Genomic DNA, 17,692 nt, shown 5'->3' with positions numbered 1-17,692 from the left:
AGCAAGCCGGCTCCTACAGGGTACGTATTTCAATTGGAAATTGAGGAAGCTTTATGGACTGGAAACCCCACATCACCGTCGCCACCATCGTCGAAGACAATGGCCGCTTCCTGATGGTCGAAGAAACCAAGCACGGACGGACGGTGCTCAACCAGCCCGCCGGCCACCTCGACCCGAACGAAACCCTGACCGAAGCCGCCGTACGCGAAACCCTCGAAGAAACCGGCTGGGACGTCGAGGCGACCGGCGTGGTGGGCATTTACCTCTACACCGCGCCCAGCAACGGCGTGACGTATCAGCGAGTCTGCTTCATCGCAAAAGCGCTCAAGCACCACCCCGACTATCAACTGGATGACGGCATCGTCGGCGCAAAATGGCTGACACGTGACGAACTGCTGGCACAACGCGCAAACTGGCGCAGTGAGCTGATCATCCGTTGTATCGATGATTATCTGGACGGTAAACACTTCGGCCTCGAACTGATCCGCCCTTCTCTTTAGCCTTGTGGGCTGCGGCCTGCTAGAATCGCGTCCTTTTTCAAGACACTCATTGAATCCCTATGCGTGATCCAGCCCCTTCTGACACACAAAAGAAGCGCGTCATTGTCGGCATGTCCGGCGGCGTGGACTCTTCCGTTTCCGCCCTCCTGCTGATCGAGCAGGGTTATGAGGTGGAAGGCCTGTTCATGAAGAACTGGGAAGAAGACGATGGAACGGAATACTGCACCGCCATGGACGACCTGGCGGACGCCCAGGCCGTGTGCGACAAAATTGGCATCAAGCTGCACACCGCCAACTTCGCCGCCGAGTACTGGGACAACGTGTTCGAGCACTTCCTGGCCGAATACAAGGCCGGTCGCACGCCGAACCCGGACATCCTGTGCAACCGCGAAATCAAGTTCAAGGCGTTCCTCGACTACGCCATGGTGCTCGGCGCCGACCTGATCGCCACCGGCCACTACGTGCGCCGCCGCGACATCGACGGCCGCACCGAACTGCTCAAGGGCCTGGACCCGAACAAGGACCAGAGCTACTTCCTGCACGCCGTCGGCGGCGAACAGATCGCCAAGACCCTGTTCCCGGTCGGCGAGCTGGAAAAACCGCAAGTGCGGGCGATTGCCGAAAAATACGAACTCGCCACCGCGAAGAAAAAGGATTCCACCGGGATCTGCTTTATCGGCGAACGCCGCTTCAGCGACTTCCTCAAGCAATACCTGCCGGCGCAGCCAGGCGAAATCAAAACCACCGAAGGTGAAGTCATCGGCCGCCACCACGGCTTGATGTACCACACCATCGGCCAGCGTCAGGGCCTGGGCATCGGCGGCTTGAAAGACGCCAGCGACGAGCCGTGGTACGTGCTGATCAAGGACCTGGAACACAACGAGCTGATCGTTGGCCAGGGCAATGACCACCCTTACCTGTTCTCCCGCGCCCTGCTCGCCTCGGACATCTATTGGGTCAACCCGATCGACCTGAGCGAGCCGCGCAAACTGACCGCCAAAGTGCGTTATCGCCAGAGCGACCAGTCGTGCACGCTGGAGAAAACCGCCACCGGTTACCGCGCGACCTTCGATGAGCCGCAACGCGCGGTCACCCCGGGTCAGTCCGTGGTGTTCTACGACGGCGAAATCTGCCTCGGCGGCGGCGTGATTGAAGTGGCGGAACCGTGGACCAGCAAAGGCACCCTTCAAGGCGAGCAGCAATGAGCCCCACTCAGGAGCAACTGACGGCGCTGGGCGGCGTGTTTCTCGCCGCCGTCCTTGTCGACAAGATCGCCAAGACCGGCCAGACCAGCGAAGCCGGCCTGACCTGCATGCTTGGCAGCCTGCTGATTCGCGACCCCAAGGACACGCTGGAAGTCTACGGCGGCGACGACATCAATCTGCGCGAAGGTTATCGCGCACTGATCGGCGCCCTTGAACGCGACCCGAGCACCCTGCAGCGCGAACCGCTGCGCTACGCCCTGGCAATGCTCGGGCTGGAGCGTCAACTGGCCAAGCGCGGCGACATGCTCGACGTGATCGGCAAACGCCTGCCGCAGATTCAGTCCCAGGTCGAACACTTCGGCCCGGCGCACGAAAATGTGATCGCCGCTTGCGGCGCACTGTACCAGGACACCCTGAGCACCTTGCGCCAACGGATTCAGGTTCACGGCGACATGCGCAACCTGCAGCAGCCGAGCAACGCTTCGAAGATCCGCGCGCTGTTGCTGGCCGGGATTCGTTCGGCACGCCTGTGGCGGCAGTTGGGCGGTCATCGCTGGCAGTTGGTCGTCAGCCGCCGCAAATTGCTGAAAGAGCTTTACCCGCTGATGCGCAGCAGCTGAACCGCGCCCGCAACACCGTTTTGTAGTCAGTAACGCGTAATACGCTGGTCAGTTGGCAACGGACCGGCGGATTTTTTCATGTATGATACGCGCCCCATTTCGTTGCCCGACTGTCCGAGAACACCCCATGCAGCTTTCTTCGCTCACTGCGGTTTCCCCTGTTGACGGCCGCTACGCCGGCAAAACCCAGGCCCTGCGCCCAATTTTCAGCGAATACGGTCTGATCCGTGCTCGCGTGCTGGTTGAAGTGCGCTGGCTCCAGCGCCTCGCCGCTCACCCTGCCATCAGCGAAGTGCCGGCGTTTTCCGCCGAAGCCAACGCTGTGCTGAACACCCTGGCGGAAAACTTCTCTCTGGAGCACGCCGAGCGTGTCAAAGAGATCGAGCGCACCACCAACCACGACGTCAAAGCCATCGAATACCTGCTCAAAGAGCAAGCGGCCAAGCTGCCGGAACTGGCGGCTGTCAGCGAATTCATCCACTTTGCCTGCACCAGCGAGGACATCAACAACCTGTCCCACGCCCTGATGCTGCGCGAAGGCCGTGATGACGTCATGCTGCCGCTGATGCGCCAGACTGCCGAAGCCATCCGCGAACTGGCCATCCGTTTCGCTGACGTGCCGATGCTGTCGCGCACCCACGGTCAACCGGCCTCGCCGACCACCCTGGGCAAAGAGCTGGCAAACGTGGTTTACCGTCTGGAGCGCCAGATCGCTCAAGTCGCTGCCGTTCCGCTGCTGGGCAAGATCAACGGCGCTGTCGGCAACTACAACGCTCACCTGTCGGCCTACCCTGAGATCGACTGGGAAGCCAACGCCCGCGCCTTCATCGAAGACGAGCTGGGCCTGGGCTTCAACCCATACACCACGCAGATCGAACCGCACGACTACATCGCCGAGCTGTTCGACGCGATCGCGCGTTTCAACACCATCCTGATCGACTTCGACCGCGACATCTGGGGCTACATCTCCCTGGGTTATTTCAAACAGCGCACCATCGCTGGCGAAATCGGTTCGTCGACCATGCCGCACAAAGTCAACCCGATCGACTTCGAAAACTCCGAAGGCAACCTGGGCATCGCCAACGCACTGTTCCAGCACCTGGCGAGCAAACTGCCGATCTCCCGCTGGCAGCGCGACCTGACCGACTCCACCGTACTGCGCAACCTCGGTGTCGGCTTCGCCCACAGCGTGATCGCATACGAAGCCAGCCTCAAAGGCATCAGCAAACTGGAGCTCAACGCTCAGAAAATCGCTGCTGACCTCGATGCTTGCTGGGAAGTCCTGGCCGAGCCGATCCAGACCGTGATGCGTCGCTACAACATCGAAAACCCGTACGAGAAGCTGAAAGAGTTGACCCGTGGCAAGGGCATCAGCCCTGAAGCGCTGCAAACTTTCATCGACGGGCTGGACATGCCTGCCGCCGCCAAGGCCGAGCTGAAACTGCTCACCCCGGCGAACTACATCGGCAACGCTGTAGAGCAAGCCAAGCGCATCTGATCGACCGCTTTACCCGTTTGAGACGCCCGGCAGCGCCGGGCGTTTTTATTCCCGTCTGAAAAGTGCTTTTTTTCAATAGGTTACACATGAATCCTGACATTCCTCTTCAACTTCTGGGCGGCATCACGGCGCGCGAATTCCTGCGTGACTACTGGCAGAAAAAACCCCTGCTGATCCGTCAGGCAATCCCTGATTTCGAAAGCCCGATCGACGCCGACGAACTGGCCGGCCTGGCGCTGGAAGAAGAAGTTGAATCGCGCCTGATCATCGAGCACGGCGAGCGTCCTTGGGAATTGCGCCGCGGCCCGTTCGCCGAAGACGAATTCAGCAAGCTGCCGGAAACCGAATGGACCCTGCTGGTACAAGCGGTTGACCAGTTCGTGCCGGAAGTCAGCGAACTGCTGGAACAGTTCCGCTTCCTGCCGAGCTGGCGCATCGACGACGTGATGATCAGCTTCGCTGCGCCGGGTGGCAGCGTCGGTCCGCACTTCGACAACTACGACGTGTTCCTGCTGCAAGGCCACGGCAAGCGCAACTGGAAAATCGGCCAGATGTGCAACTCCGAAAGCCCGATGCTGCAACACGCAGACCTGCGCATCCTGGCTGATTTCGAAGCCACCGATGAGTGGGTACTGGAACCGGGCGACATGCTTTACTTGCCGCCACGCCTGGCCCACTGCGGTGTGGCCGTCGATGACTGCCTGACCTACTCCGTAGGTTTCCGCGCACCGAGCGCCGCTGAAGTGCTGACCCACTTCACCGACTTCCTCAGCCAGTTCCTGACTGACGAAGAGCGTTACACCGACGCCGACGCCCTGCCTGCGGTTGATCCGCATCAGATCCAGCACGACGCCCTCGATCGCCTGAAAGCCCTGCTGGCCGAGCACATGAGCGACGAACGCCTGTTGCTGACCTGGTTCGGCCAATTCATGACCGAACCACGCTACCCGGAACTGGTGGTCGGCCCTGAAGAAATCGAAGAAGACGACCTGCTTGCCAGCCTGGAGCAAGGCGCCGTACTGATCCGCAACCCAAGCGCCCGCATGGCCTGGTCCGAAGTCGATGACGACCTGCTGCTGTTCGCCAGCGGTCAGAGCCGTTATCTGCCGGGCAAACTGCGCGACCTGCTGAAGTTGATCTGTGCCGCCGATGCGCTGCACATCGACAACCTCGGCGAATGGCTGAGCGACGAAGACGGTCGCGGCTTGATTTGCGAACTGATCAAGCAAGGAAGCCTGGGGTTTGCCGATGAATAAAATTCACGTACGTGTCGCAGACTGGCAAAAGGATAACGCCGAGATCCGGCGCATTCGTGAGACGGTGTTCATCGCCGAGCAATCCGTTCCGCCCGAGCTGGAATGGGATGCAGATGATGCAACAGCGGTGCATTTCCTGGCCTTCGAAGGTGACTTTCCGATTGGCACCGCGCGCCTGCTGCCCGATGGGCATGTTGGCCGGGTTTCGGTGCTGAAAGACTGGCGCGGCCTGAAGGTTGGCGACGCGCTGATGCAAGCGGTGATCGGTGAAGCCGAGAAGCGCGGGCTGAAGCAGCAGATGCTGAGCGCGCAGGTGCAGGCGACGGCGTTCTATGAGCGCCTGGGCTTCTGCCTGGTCAGTGAGGAGTTCCTGGAAGCCGGGATTCCGCATGTGGACATGGTGCGGCACTCCGCTTAAACCGCGGCGCGGCCTTCGCGAGCAAGCTTCGCTCCTACAGAATTACACTGAACCTGTAGGAGCGAGGCTTGCCCGCGAAGAGGCCCGAAAGCACACCCCAAAACGCCCCGCCATTTTCGGATGCCGGGGCGTTTTGCTGTCTAGGATTCAACTTGCCCCACGCCGGGCCGACAAACTGGCAAACTCAAGACCTGTAGGAGCGAACCTGCTCGCGATGGCCGTGAGAGCGCCGCGGGGTATCAGGCTTCCAGCGTCATCGTTGACGACCATCGCCAGCAAGCTGGCTCCTACACACAAACTTCAAGGCCGGAGATAACGGATATGTCCCTACGCACCCTGCTCACCACGCTGCTGCTGACCTGCAGTTTTTCGGTCATGGCAGCCACCGAGATCGTGCCGTTGAACTACCACACCAGCGCCGACATGCTGCCGATGGCGCAGGACTTTATCGGCAAGGACGGCCAGGTCAGCGCCTACGGCAACCAACTGATCGTCAATGCCGATCAACGCAAGATCGACGAACTTAAAGCGCTTATCGCCCAACTCGACACTCAGCCCAAGCGCCTGCTGATCACCGTCGACACCAACGAAAACAACTTCCAGGGCGATCAGGGCTACTCGGTGAACGGCGCCAAACCCAGCCAGACCCGAATCATCAATCGCAGCACCGAAAGCCGTGACGGCGGCATTCAGCAAGTCCAGGCCAGCGAAGGCACACCGGCGCTGATCCAGGTCGGTCAGAGCGTGCCACTGACCAGCACGCAGATCGATTCGTATGGCGATCCCCGCAGCCAGACCGAATACCGCAACGTCACCCAGGGTTTCTATGTCACCGCCAGCGTCACCGGCGACATCGTTCACCTGTCGATCAGTACCAACCGTGACCGCATGAGCCAGGAACGTCCCGATGTAGTGAACGTGCAAAGCACCGACACAACCGTCACCGGCCGCCTCGGCGAATGGATCACCCTCGCCGGCGTGAATCACCAGACTCAGGCCGACAAACAGGGCATGACCCGCAGCTACTCGACTCAGGGCCGGGATGACATGACCCTGCGGGTGAAAGTCGATACTTTGGACTAAACCACCAAAAACTGACTGATTAGTCGTATTAGACCAAAGATGTAGTGCCATAAAAAAAGCACTACAAAACGTTTGACGAGCCAAAAAAGCGAAGGCATGATGGCCTCGCTCCCGCTAATCAGGGGCCCTGGCAAGGGCCTTCGAGGCGATGCTCGCACCTACCCCGCGAGCCGTTTCGTGTCTGTACCGCCCACAAGGTGTGTTTGACGAGGTTGCCGACTGGAACGAAGTTGTCCCGAGGGACGGAAGCGTATTTAGGTAACCCGGCATCACACTGAAGTTCGTATAAAGGCCCACGACGCCCGAATGCGCTCGCCAGTCCGCCCTTACCTGCTCACTTCCCCTCGAGCCCATCGTTCATCCCGTCGCCAACCCCGCCGAATTCGACTTGACCGCCTAAGCTTCTGGTCTGCGAGCGCATGAATTTTCCACCGCAGAACAACTTTCCGTAAAAGACGCGACGAGGTTTATCTCCATGGCACTGACACGCGAACAGCAAATTGCAGCCCTCGAAAAAGACTGGGCTGAAAACCCACGCTGGAAAGGCGTGACACGCGCTTACTCCGCTGCTGACGTCGTCCGCCTGCGTGGCTCGGTTCAACCTGAGCACACCTTTGCAAAACTCGGCGCCGAGAAGCTCTGGAACCTGGTCACCCAGGGCGCCAAGCCGTCCTTCCGTCCTGAGAAAGATTTCGTCAACTGCATGGGCGCCCTGACCGGCGGCCAGGCTGTACAACAAGTCAAAGCCGGCATCCAGGCGATCTACCTGTCGGGCTGGCAGGTTGCTGCGGACAACAACTCCGCCGAATCGATGTACCCGGACCAGTCGCTGTACCCGGTGGACTCGGTTCCAACCGTGGTCAAGCGCATCAACAACTCGTTCCGTCGTGCCGACCAGATCCAGTGGAAAGCCGGCAAGGGCCCGGGCGATGAAGGCTACATCGACTACTTCGCACCAATCGTGGCTGACGCCGAAGCCGGTTTCGGCGGCGTACTGAACGCTTACGAGCTGATGAAGAGCATGATCGAAGCAGGCGCCGCCGGCGTTCACTTCGAAGACCAACTGGCTTCCGTGAAAAAATGCGGCCACATGGGCGGCAAGGTACTGGTTCCTACCCAGGAAGCCGTACAGAAGCTGACCGCTGCTCGTCTGGCGGCTGACGTTGCCGGTACTCCGACCATCATCCTGGCACGTACCGACGCTAACGCGGCTGACCTGCTGACTTCCGACTGCGACCCGTACGACCAGCCATTCGTGACTGGCGAACGTACCCAGGAAGGCTTCTACAAAGTGCGCGCTGGCCTGGACCAGGCAATCGCTCGCGGCCTGGCTTACGCTCCGTACGCCGACCTGATCTGGTGCGAAACCGCCAAGCCGGATCTGGACGAAGCCCGTCGCTTCGCTGAAGCGATCAAGAAGGAATACCCGGACCAACTGCTGTCGTACAACTGCTCGCCTTCCTTCAACTGGAAGAAAAACCTGGACGACGCGACCATCGCCAAGTTCCAGCGCGAACTGTCTGCCATGGGTTACAAGCACCAGTTCATCACCCTGGCCGGCATTCACAACATGTGGCACAGCATGTTCAACCTGGCGCACGACTACGCCCGCAACGACATGACTGCCTACGTGAAGCTGCAAGAGCAGGAATTCGCCGACGCCGCCAAGGGTTACACCTTCGTGGCTCACCAGCAGGAAGTGGGCACCGGCTACTTCGACGACATGACCACCGTGATCCAGGGCGGCTCGTCGTCGGTTACCGCACTGACCGGTTCGACTGAAGAAGAACAGTTCCACTGATCTGCTTCGCCTGAACGAACGGCCGTTGCGGACCGAATAAAAAGCTAACCGCAACGCCGCACATCTGACGCCCCGACTGGTTCGGGGCGTTTTTTTTGCGTTCATTTTTTACACGATACGGCCCCTGTAGGAGCGAGGCTTGCCCGCGAAGAATGCACCGCGACATGCCAGGTAGACCGCAGCGCATTCTTCGCGGGCAAGCCTCGCTCCTACAGAAGGAAGGGGGTGATTCAGGAAAAATCCTTGATCCAGCGCAGTTTCACGATCAGAAAAACAGGGTAAAACGGTGCCGCCCGCTACTTGCAGTAACGCGCATATAAGACAACTTTCCACCCACCTACCCGTTAAACAGTTTGAAAACCGCTTCAAACAATATTGATTATCATTTAGCTCAAACTATGTTCGTTACATTCCCTACAAAACATAATTGATGAAAAGCCTGCTAATGCCCGCAACGCATGGGCTGCGGGACTTTGGAGGTGCGCTATGTCCTTATTCCTATAAATAATTTCGCTATAGGAATTTTACTTGCACGGTGTTGTGCCATAAAATCAGCGGGATTGATTGCTGCGACATATCGTCACTGCTTTGTTTCTTTTTCAAGCTCAGAGACCTTTGCTCTCTGTTAAGGATTACCAGCATGCCCGAAGCGACAGGACTCATGGCCCACAACTGGGGCTTTGCCATTTTCCTTCTGGGCGTCGTCGGCCTTTGCGCCTTCATGCTCGGCGTCTCCAGCCTCCTCGGGTCAAAAGCCTGGGGCCGCAGCAAAAACGAACCGTTCGAGTCCGGCATGCTACCTACAGGTGGCGCCCGCTTGCGGCTCTCAGCCAAATTCTATCTGGTCGCGATGCTCTTCGTGATCTTCGATATCGAAGCCCTTTTTCTCTTTGCCTGGTCTGTGTCCGTCCGCGAAAGCGGCTGGACCGGATTCGTCGAAGCTCTCGTTTTCATAGCAATTCTGTTGGCAGGCCTTGTCTACCTATTCCGAGTGGGCGCCCTTGACTGGGCTCCGGAAGCTCGTCGTAAGCGGCAAGCGAAGCTGAAACAATGAGGCTTTGGCAATGCAATACAATCTCACCAGGATCGACCCCGATGCTCCTAACGAGCAGTATCCGATTGGCGAACGGGAAACCGTTTCCGATCCGTTAGAAGATCAAGTCCACAAAAACATCTTCATGGGCAAGCTCGAAGACGTGCTTAACGGCACGATCAACTGGGGGCGCAAGAACTCCCTGTGGCCGTATAACTTCGGCCTTTCGTGCTGCTACGTGGAAATGACCACCGCCTTCACGGCGCCCCACGACATCGCGCGCTTTGGCGCCGAGGTTATCCGGGCATCGCCGCGTCAGGCGGATTTCATGGTTATCGCCGGTACCTGCTTCATCAAGATGGCGCCGATCATTCAGCGTCTCTACGAGCAAATGCTCGAACCTAAATGGGTCATCTCCATGGGTTCGTGCGCCAACTCCGGTGGCATGTACGACATCTACTCAGTCGTTCAAGGGGTGGACAAGTTCCTGCCCGTGGACGTCTACGTGCCTGGCTGCCCGCCTCGTCCTGAAGCTTTTCTGCAAGGCTTGATGCTCTTGCAGGAGTCGATTGGACAGGAGCGTCGTCCGCTTTCCTGGGTCGTTGGCGATCAAGGCGTGTATCGCGCCGAGATGCCTTCCGAGAAGGACAAGCGCCGCGAACAGCGAATCGCAGTCACCAACCTGCGCAGCCCCGACGAAGTCTGATCCAGATCTGCTTCTTATATAGAACGAGACACTGGCTTCATTCTTTACGTTGACCGAAAGCGATAAATAACCATGACTACAGGCAGTGCTCTGTACATCCCGCCTTACAAGGCAGACGACCAGGATGTGGTCGTCGAACTGAATAACCGTTTTGGCCCCGAGGCGTTCACCGCCCAGCCTACCCGCACCGGCATGCCGGTGCTTTGGGTTGCCCGCGCCAAACTCGTCGAAGTGATGACCTTCCTGCGCAACCTGCCCAAGCCGTACGTCATGCTCTATGACCTGCACGGCGTGGACGAGCGTCTGCGCACCAAGCGTCAAGGGCTGCCAAGCGGCGCCGACTTCACCGTGTTCTATCACCTGATGTCGATCGAACGTAATAGTGACGTGATGATCAAGGTCGCCTTGTCCGAGAGCGACCTCAGCGTGCCGACCGTCACCGGGATCTGGCCGAACGCCAACTGGTACGAGCGTGAAGTGTGGGACATGTACGGCATCGACTTTGCCGGCCACCCGCACCTGACCCGCATCATGATGCCGCCGACCTGGGAAGGTCACCCGCTGCGCAAGGACTTCCCGGCCCGCGCAACCGAGTTCGACCCGTTCACCCTGAACCTGGCCAAGCAACAGCTTGAGGAAGAAGCCGCGCGCTTCAAGCCTGAAGACTGGGGCATGAAGCGTTCCGGTGCGAACGAGGACTACATGTTCCTCAACCTCGGTCCCAACCACCCTTCCGCGCACGGTGCGTTCCGCATCATCCTGCAGCTGGACGGTGAAGAGATCGTCGATTGCGTACCGGACGTCGGCTACCACCACCGTGGTGCCGAGAAGATGGCCGAGCGTCAGTCCTGGCACAGCTTCATCCCGTACACCGACCGTATCGACTACCTCGGCGGCGTGATGAACAACCTGCCGTACGTGCTCTCGGTCGAGAAGCTGGCCGGCATCAAGGTGCCCGAGAAGGTCGACGTCATCCGCATCATGATGGCCGAGTTCTTCCGGATCACCAGCCACCTGCTGTTCCTGGGTACCTACATCCAGGACGTCGGCGCCATGACCCCGGTGTTCTTCACCTTCACCGACCGCCAGAAGGCGTACACGGTGATCGAAGCCATTACCGGTTTCCGTCTGCACCCGGCCTGGTACCGCATCGGTGGCGTCGCCCACGACCTGCCGCGCGGCTGGGAAAAGCTGGTGAAAGACTTCGTCGAGTGGATGCCAAAGCGTCTGGACGAATACCAGAAAGCCGCTCTGGACAACAGCATCCTGCGTGGCCGGACCATCGGCGTCGCTGCCTACAACACCAAAGAGGCCCTCGAATGGGGCGTCACCGGTGCAGGCCTGCGTTCGACCGGTTGCGACTTCGACCTGCGTAAAGCGCGTCCATACTCGGGCTACGAGAACTTCGAATTCGAAGTGCCGCTGGCCGCCAATGGCGATGCCTACGACCGTTGCATCGTGCGCGTCGAAGAAATGCGCCAGAGCATCAAGATCATCGACCAGTGCATGCGCAACATGCCGGAAGGCCCGTACAAGGCGGATCACCCGCTGACTACGCCGCCGCCGAAAGAGCGCACGCTGCAGCACATCGAGACCCTGATCACGCACTTCCTGCAAGTTTCGTGGGGCCCGGTCATGCCGGCCAACGAATCCTTCCAGATGATCGAAGCGACCAAGGGCATCAACAGTTATTACCTGACGAGCGATGGCGGCACCATGAGCTACCGCACCCGGATTCGCACCCCAAGCTTCCCGCACCTGCAGCAGATCCCTTCGGTGATCAAAGGCAGCATGGTCGCGGACTTGATTGCGTACCTGGGTAGTATCGATTTCGTTATGGCCGACGTGGACCGCTAAGCATGAACAGCACGCTTATCCAGACAGACCGTTTCACCTTGAGTGAAACCGAGCGCTCGGCCATCGAGCACGAGCTGCATCACTACGAAGACCCGCGCGCGGCGTCGATCGAAGCCCTGAAGATCGTCCAGAAGGAACGTGGCTGGGTGCCTGACGGCGCGCTCTACGCCATCGGCGAGATCCTCGGCATCCCGGCGAGCGACGTTGAAGGCGTGGCTACTTTCTATAGCCAGATCTTCCGTCAGCCAGTCGGTCGCCACATCATTCGCGTCTGCGACAGCATGGTCTGCTACATCGGCGGCCATGAATCGGTAGTCAGCGAAATCCAGAGCAAACTCGGCATCGGCCTGGGCCAGACCACAGCCGACGGTCGTTTCACCCTGCTGCCGGTCTGCTGCCTCGGCAACTGCGACAAGGCGCCGGCGTTGATGATCGACGACGACACTTTCGGTGATGTGCAGCCTGCCGGCGTTGCCAAATTGCTCGAGGGCTACGTATGACCCTGACTTCCTTCGGTCCTGCCAACCGCATCAAGCGTTCGGCCGAGACTCACCCGCTGACCTGGCGTCTGCGTGACGACGGCGAAGCTGTCTGGCTCGACGAGTACCAGGCCAAGAACGGTTACGCGGCTGCGCGCAAAGCCTTTGCCGACATGGCTCAGGACGACATCGTCCAGACCGTGAAAGACGCCGGCCTGAAAGGTCGCGGCGGTGCAGGCTTCCCCACGGGCGTGAAGTGGGGCCTGATGCCGAAAGACGAATCCATCAACATCCGCTACCTGCTGTGCAACGCGGATGAAATGGAGCCGAACACCTGGAAAGACCGCATGCTGATGGAGCAACTGCCCCATCTGCTGATCGAAGGCATGCTGATCAGTGCCCGTGCACTGAAAACCTACCGTGGCTACATCTTCCTGCGTGGCGAATACACCACCGCCGCCAAGCACCTCAACCGTGCCGTGGAAGAAGCCAAGGCAGCTGGCCTTTTGGGCAAGAACATCCTGGGCAGCGGCTTCGATTTCGAGCTGTTCGTCCACACCGGCGCCGGGCGTTACATCTGCGGTGAAGAAACCGCACTGATCAACTCCCTCGAAGGCCGCCGCGCCAACCCGCGCTCCAAGCCGCCCTTCCCTGCCGCCGTTGGCGTGTGGGGCAAGCCGACTTGCGTGAACAACGTTGAAACCCTGTGCAACGTCCCGGCGATCATTGCCGACGGCGTGGACTGGTACAAATCGTTGGCGCGCGAAGGCAGTGAAGACATGGGCACCAAGCTCATGGGCTTCTCCGGCAAGGTCAAGAACCCGGGCCTGTGGGAATTGCCATTCGGCGTCACCGGTCGCGAGTTGTTCGAAGACTACGCCGGCGGCATGCGCGACGGTTACAAGCTCAAGGCCTGGCAGCCAGGCGGCGCCGGTACCGGTTTCCTGTTGCCTGAACACCTGGACGCACAAATGTACGCCGGCGGCATCGCCAAAGTGGGCACCCGTATGGGTACCGGCCTGGCCATGGCGGTGGATGACAGCGTCAACATGGTTTCCCTGCTGCGTAACATGGAGCAGTTCTTCGCCCGCGAATCCTGCGGCTTCTGCACCCCTTGCCGCGATGGCCTGCCATGGAGCGTCAAGCTGCTGATGGCCATCGAGAACGGCGAAGGCCAGCCAGGCGACATCGAGACCCTGCTGGGTCTGGTCGGTTTCCTCGGCCCAGGCAAGACCTTCTGTGCCCACGCACCGGGTGCCGTGGAGCCGTTGGGCAGCGCAATCAAATACTTCCGCCATGAGTTCGAAGCCGGCATCGCGCCTGTCAGCGCCGTCGTCCCGCCTCTGGCAAGGCCGATCGTAGTCGGCGCTTAACGCTTAAAAAAGGCGAACGGTCCGTGCCGTTCGCCTTCTCGTGTGATGACGCCTTGAACGGCTGTGTTGATTCACGCGAATAACAAGATTCCATTAGCCACGCCCGCTGACACCGGGCCAACGAAGAACTTTGAACCATGGCCACTATCCACGTAGACGGCAAAGAGCTCGAAGTCGATGGGGCAGACAACCTGTTACAGGCATGTCTGTCGCTAGGCCTCGATATCCCTTATTTCTGCTGGCACCCTGCCCTTGGCAGCGTTGGCGCTTGCCGCCAGTGCGCGGTCAAGCAGTACACCGACGAGAACGACACCCGCGGTCGCATCGTCATGTCCTGCATGACCCCTGCCACCGACGGCACCTGGATCTCCATCGAAGATGAAGAGTCCAAGGCCTTCCGCGCCAGTGTTGTTGAATGGCTGATGACCAACCACCCGCACGACTGCCCGGTCTGTGAGGAAGGCGGTCACTGCCACCTGCAAGACATGACCGTGATGACCGGCCACAACGAGCGCCGTTATCGCTTCACCAAGCGTACCCACCAGAACCAGCAACTGGGCCCGTTCATTTCCCACGAAATGAACCGTTGCATCGCTTGCTACCGCTGCGTGCGCTTCTATAAGGATTACGCTGGCGGCACCGACCTTGGTGTGTTCGGCGCCCACGACAACGTGTACTTCGGTCGCGTTGAAGACGGCGTACTGGAAAGCGAATTCTCCGGCAACCTCACCGAGGTCTGCCCGACCGGTGTGTTCACCGACAAGACTCACTCCGAGCGCTACAACCGCAAGTGGGACATGCAGTTCTCGCCGAGCATCTGCCATGGCTGCTCTAGCGGTTGCAACATCTCCCCGGGCGAGCGTTACGGCGAACTGCGTCGGATCGAAAACCGCTTCAACGGTTCGGTCAACCAGTACTTCCTGTGCGACCGTGGCCGTTTCGGCTATGGCTACGTCAACCGCGAAGACCGCCCGCGTCAGCCATTGCTGGCCAACGGCACCAAGCTGAGCCTCGACGAAGCGCTGGACAAAGCGGCTGACCTGCTGCGCGGTCGCAACATCGTCGGTATCGGTTCCCCGCGTGCCAGCCTCGAAAGCAACTACGCGTTGCGCGAACTGGTCGGCGCCGAGCACTTCTACTCCGGTATCGAAGCCGCCGAGCTGGAACGCATTCGTCTGGTCATGCAGGTGCTGAAAGACAGCCCGCTGCCGATCCCGAACATGCGCGACATCGAAGACCACGACGCCATCTTCGTCCTCGGCGAAGACCTGACCCAGACCGCCGCCCGTATGGCGCTGTCCCTGCGTCAATCGGTCAAGGGCAAGGCAGAAGACATGGCCGACGGCATGCGCGTTCAGCCTTGGCTCGACGCTGCGGTGAAGAACATCGGTCAGCACGAGCTGAACCCGCTGTTCATCGCCAGCCTGGCTGAAACCAAGCTCGACGACATCGCCGAAGAATGCGTTCACGCCGCTCCAGACGACCTGGCCCGCATCGGTTTCGCCGTGGCTCACGCCCTCGACGCCAGCGCCCCAGCGGTTGAAGGCCTCGACGCCGAAGCCCTCGAACTGGCCAAGCGCATTGCCGACGCCCTGCTCGCCGCCAAGCGCCCACTGATCATTGCCGGCACCTCGCTGGGTTCCAAAGCATTGATCGAAGCCGCCGCGAACATCGCCAAAGCCCTGAAGCTGCGCGAGAAGAACGGTTCCATCAGCCTGATCGTGCCAGAGGCCAACAGCCTCGGCCTGGCCATGCTCGGTGGCGAATCGGTCGACGCCGCGCTGCAAACGGTGATCGATGGCAAGGCCGACGCCATCGTCGTGCTGGAAAACGATCTGTACACCCGCACCGACAAAGCCCGTGTCGATGCCGCCCTGACCGCCGCGAAAGTGGTGATCGTTGCCGACCACCAGAAAACCGCCACCAGCGATCGCGCGCACCTGGTTCTGCCAGCCGCCAGCTTCGCTGAAGGCGACGGTACGCTGGTCAGCCAGGAAGGCCGCGCCCAGCGCTTCTTCCAGGTCTTCGATCCGAAGTACATGGACGCGAGCATCCTGGTTCACGAAGGCTGGCGCTGGCTGCATGCCCTGCGCGCTACCTTGCTGAACCAGCCGATCGACTGGACCCAACTGGACCACGTCACCGCTGCCGTCGCTGCAAGCACGCCGCAACTGAACCGCATCGTCGATGCTGCACCGTCCGCCTCGTTCCGCATCAAGGGCATGAAGCTTGCCCGCGAACCGCTGCGTTACTCGGGTCGTACCGCCATGCGCGCTGACATCAACGTGCACGAACCGCGTACCCCGCAAGACAAGGACACCGCGTTCGCCTTCTCCATGGAAGGTTACTCGGGCTCGGCCGAACCGCGTCAGCAAGTGCCATTCGCCTGGTCTCCGGGCTGGAACTCGCCGCAAGCCTGGAACAAGTTCCAGGACGAAGTTGGTGGTCACATCCGCGCTGGCGACCCGGGCACCCGCCTGATCGAAAGCACCGGTGATTCGCTGAACTGGTTCTCGGCTGTTCCGCGCGCCTTCAACCCGGCGCCGGGCACCTGGCAGGTCGTGCCGTTCTTCCACCTGCTCGGCAGCGAAGAGAACTCTTCGAAAGCCGCACCGGTTCAGGAACGCATTCCGGCCGCCTACGTCGCCTTGGCCAAGTCCGAAGCCGATCGCCTGGGTGTCAATGACGGTGCCCTGCTGAGCTTGAACGTTGCCGGCCAGACCCTGCGTCTGCCGCTGCGCATCAACGAAGAGCTGGGTGCTGGCCTGGTCGCATTGCCGGCCGGTATCGCGGGCATTCCGCCAGCGATCTTTGGCAAATCCGTTGACGGTCTGCAGGAGGCAGCTCAATGACCTGGTTCACGCCTGAAGTGATTGACGTGATCATCGCGGTCCTCAAGGCCATCGTGATTCTGCTCGCCGTGGTGGTGTGCGGCGCGCTGCTGAGCTGGGTCGAGCGTCGTCTGCTCGCCCTCTGGCAGGACCGTTACGGTCCGAACCGCGTCGGCCCGTTCGGCGCGTTCCAGATCGCGGCCGACATGATCAAGATGTTCTTCAAGGAAGACTGGACCCCGCCGTTCGCCGACAAGATGATCTTCACCCTGGCACCGGTAGTCGCCATGAGCGCCCTGCTGATTGCCTTCGCGATCATCCCGATCACCCCGACCTGGGGCGTGGCGGACATCAACATCGGCATCCTGTTCTTCTTCGCCATGGCCGGTCTGTCGGTCTACGCGGTGCTGTTCGCCGGCTGGTCGAGCAACAACAAGTTCGCCCTGCTGGGCAGCTTGCGGGCCTCGGCACAGACCGTGTCGTACGAAGTGTTCATGGGCCTGTCGCTGATGGGCATCGTGATCCAGGTCGGCTCGTTCAACATGCGCGACATCGTTGAATACCAAGCGCAGAACCTGTGGTTCATCATTCCGCAGATCTTCGGTTTCCTGACCTTCTTCATCGCCGGCGTCGCCGTGACTCACCGTCACCCGTTCGACCAGCCTGAAGCGGAACAGGAACTGGCTGACGGTTACCACATTGAATACGCCGGCATGAAATGGGGCATGTTCTTCGTCGGCGAGTACATCGGCATCGTGTTGATTTCGGCGCTGCTGGTGACCTTGTTCTTCGGTGGCTGGCACGGTCCGTTCAACATTCTGCCGCAGATCCCGTTCATCTGGTTTGCGCTGAAAACCGCGTTCTTCATCATGATCTTCATCCTGTTGCGCGCCTCGATTCCGCGCCCACGGTATGACCAAGTGATGGACTTCAGCTGGAAGTTCTGCCTGCCGCTGACCCTCGTCAACATGCTGGTGACCGCTGCGATCGTGTTGCTCAACACGCCCGCCGTCGCGGCTCAGTGAGGATAGA

15 protein-coding genes are annotated in these 17,692 nt (G+C 60.2%); all 15 read left to right on the top strand.

All coding sequences use genetic code 11. From position 1 onward, the window contains the following. Window positions 1-53: 53 nt before the first annotated feature. The 15 genes from IB245_RS08940 to nuoH all read left to right on the top strand — a co-directional run bounded on the left by IB245_RS08940 (window position 54) and on the right by nuoH (window position 17,685). The gene (locus tag IB245_RS08940; protein ID WP_008032714.1) at window positions 54-500 is read left to right on the top strand and encodes an NUDIX hydrolase; all 447 of its coding nucleotides are present in this window, start codon (window positions 54-56) and stop codon (window positions 498-500) included. Between the two features lie 59 nt (window positions 501-559). Next, entirely contained in the window at window positions 560-1,705 is a 1,146-nt protein-coding gene (mnmA, locus tag IB245_RS08935) for a tRNA 2-thiouridine(34) synthase MnmA (protein WP_008041236.1), read from the top strand. Beyond that, window positions 1,702-2,325: a high frequency lysogenization protein HflD gene (gene hflD / locus IB245_RS08930; RefSeq protein ID WP_150631138.1), complete on the top strand. Its 624-nt coding sequence runs from the start codon at window positions 1,702-1,704 to the stop codon at window positions 2,323-2,325. The genes mnmA and hflD overlap by 4 nt, the downstream gene beginning before the upstream one ends. Before the next feature lie 127 nt (window positions 2,326-2,452). Continuing rightward, on the top strand, window positions 2,453-3,823 hold the full coding sequence (purB, locus tag IB245_RS08925; RefSeq protein ID WP_008032719.1) for an adenylosuccinate lyase: 1,371 nt from the start codon (window positions 2,453-2,455) through the stop codon (window positions 3,821-3,823). A gap of 86 nt (window positions 3,824-3,909) precedes the next feature. After that, window positions 3,910-5,079, top strand: a complete 1,170-nt coding sequence (locus IB245_RS08920) for a cupin domain-containing protein (RefSeq protein WP_192227332.1) — start codon at window positions 3,910-3,912, stop codon at window positions 5,077-5,079. Continuing rightward, entirely contained in the window at window positions 5,072-5,497 is a 426-nt protein-coding gene (locus IB245_RS08915; protein ID WP_192227331.1) for a GNAT family N-acetyltransferase, read from the top strand. Before IB245_RS08920 ends, IB245_RS08915 begins: the two co-directional genes overlap by 8 nt. Window positions 5,498-5,818: 321 nt before the next feature. Beyond that, a complete protein-coding gene (locus IB245_RS08910) occupies window positions 5,819-6,580 on the top strand; it encodes a secretin N-terminal domain-containing protein (RefSeq protein WP_008041242.1) in 762 nt (253 codons plus the stop codon). A 475-nt stretch (window positions 6,581-7,055) separates the two neighbouring features. Further along, complete coding sequence (gene aceA / locus IB245_RS08905) at window positions 7,056-8,381, top strand: isocitrate lyase (RefSeq protein WP_008032724.1); 1,326 nt, start codon at window positions 7,056-7,058, stop codon at window positions 8,379-8,381. A gap of 640 nt (window positions 8,382-9,021) precedes the next feature. Next, window positions 9,022-9,435: an NADH-quinone oxidoreductase subunit A gene (locus IB245_RS08900; RefSeq protein ID WP_003223812.1), complete on the top strand. Its 414-nt coding sequence runs from the start codon at window positions 9,022-9,024 to the stop codon at window positions 9,433-9,435. Between the two features lie 10 nt (window positions 9,436-9,445). After that, window positions 9,446-10,120 (top strand): NuoB/complex I 20 kDa subunit family protein, encoded by a 675-nt coding sequence (locus IB245_RS08895; protein ID WP_008032725.1) that lies wholly within the window; start codon window positions 9,446-9,448, stop codon window positions 10,118-10,120. Window positions 10,121-10,192: 72 nt separating this feature from the next. Then, complete coding sequence (gene nuoC / locus IB245_RS08890; RefSeq protein ID WP_008032726.1) at window positions 10,193-11,977, top strand: NADH-quinone oxidoreductase subunit C/D; 1,785 nt, start codon at window positions 10,193-10,195, stop codon at window positions 11,975-11,977. 2 nt (window positions 11,978-11,979) lie between these two features. After that, window positions 11,980-12,477, top strand: a complete 498-nt coding sequence (gene nuoE, locus IB245_RS08885; protein ID WP_008020715.1) for an NADH-quinone oxidoreductase subunit NuoE — start codon at window positions 11,980-11,982, stop codon at window positions 12,475-12,477. After that, window positions 12,474-13,829 (top strand): NADH-quinone oxidoreductase subunit NuoF, encoded by a 1,356-nt coding sequence (gene nuoF / locus IB245_RS08880; protein WP_008032727.1) that lies wholly within the window; start codon window positions 12,474-12,476, stop codon window positions 13,827-13,829. Before nuoE ends, nuoF begins: the two co-directional genes overlap by 4 nt. Window positions 13,830-13,966: 137 nt before the next feature. Further along, window positions 13,967-16,681: an NADH-quinone oxidoreductase subunit NuoG gene (gene nuoG / locus IB245_RS08875; protein ID WP_192227330.1), complete on the top strand. Its 2,715-nt coding sequence runs from the start codon at window positions 13,967-13,969 to the stop codon at window positions 16,679-16,681. After that, on the top strand, window positions 16,678-17,685 hold the full coding sequence (gene nuoH / locus IB245_RS08870) for an NADH-quinone oxidoreductase subunit NuoH (protein ID WP_008032732.1): 1,008 nt from the start codon (window positions 16,678-16,680) through the stop codon (window positions 17,683-17,685). Before nuoG ends, nuoH begins: the two co-directional genes overlap by 4 nt. Window positions 17,686-17,692 lie beyond the last annotated feature (7 nt).

This window comes from Pseudomonas sp. PDM02 (genome assembly GCF_014852285.1).
Classification (GTDB): domain Bacteria; phylum Pseudomonadota; class Gammaproteobacteria; order Pseudomonadales; family Pseudomonadaceae; genus Aquipseudomonas; species Aquipseudomonas migulae.
This window is presented reverse-complemented; position numbering and strand designations above follow the sequence as displayed.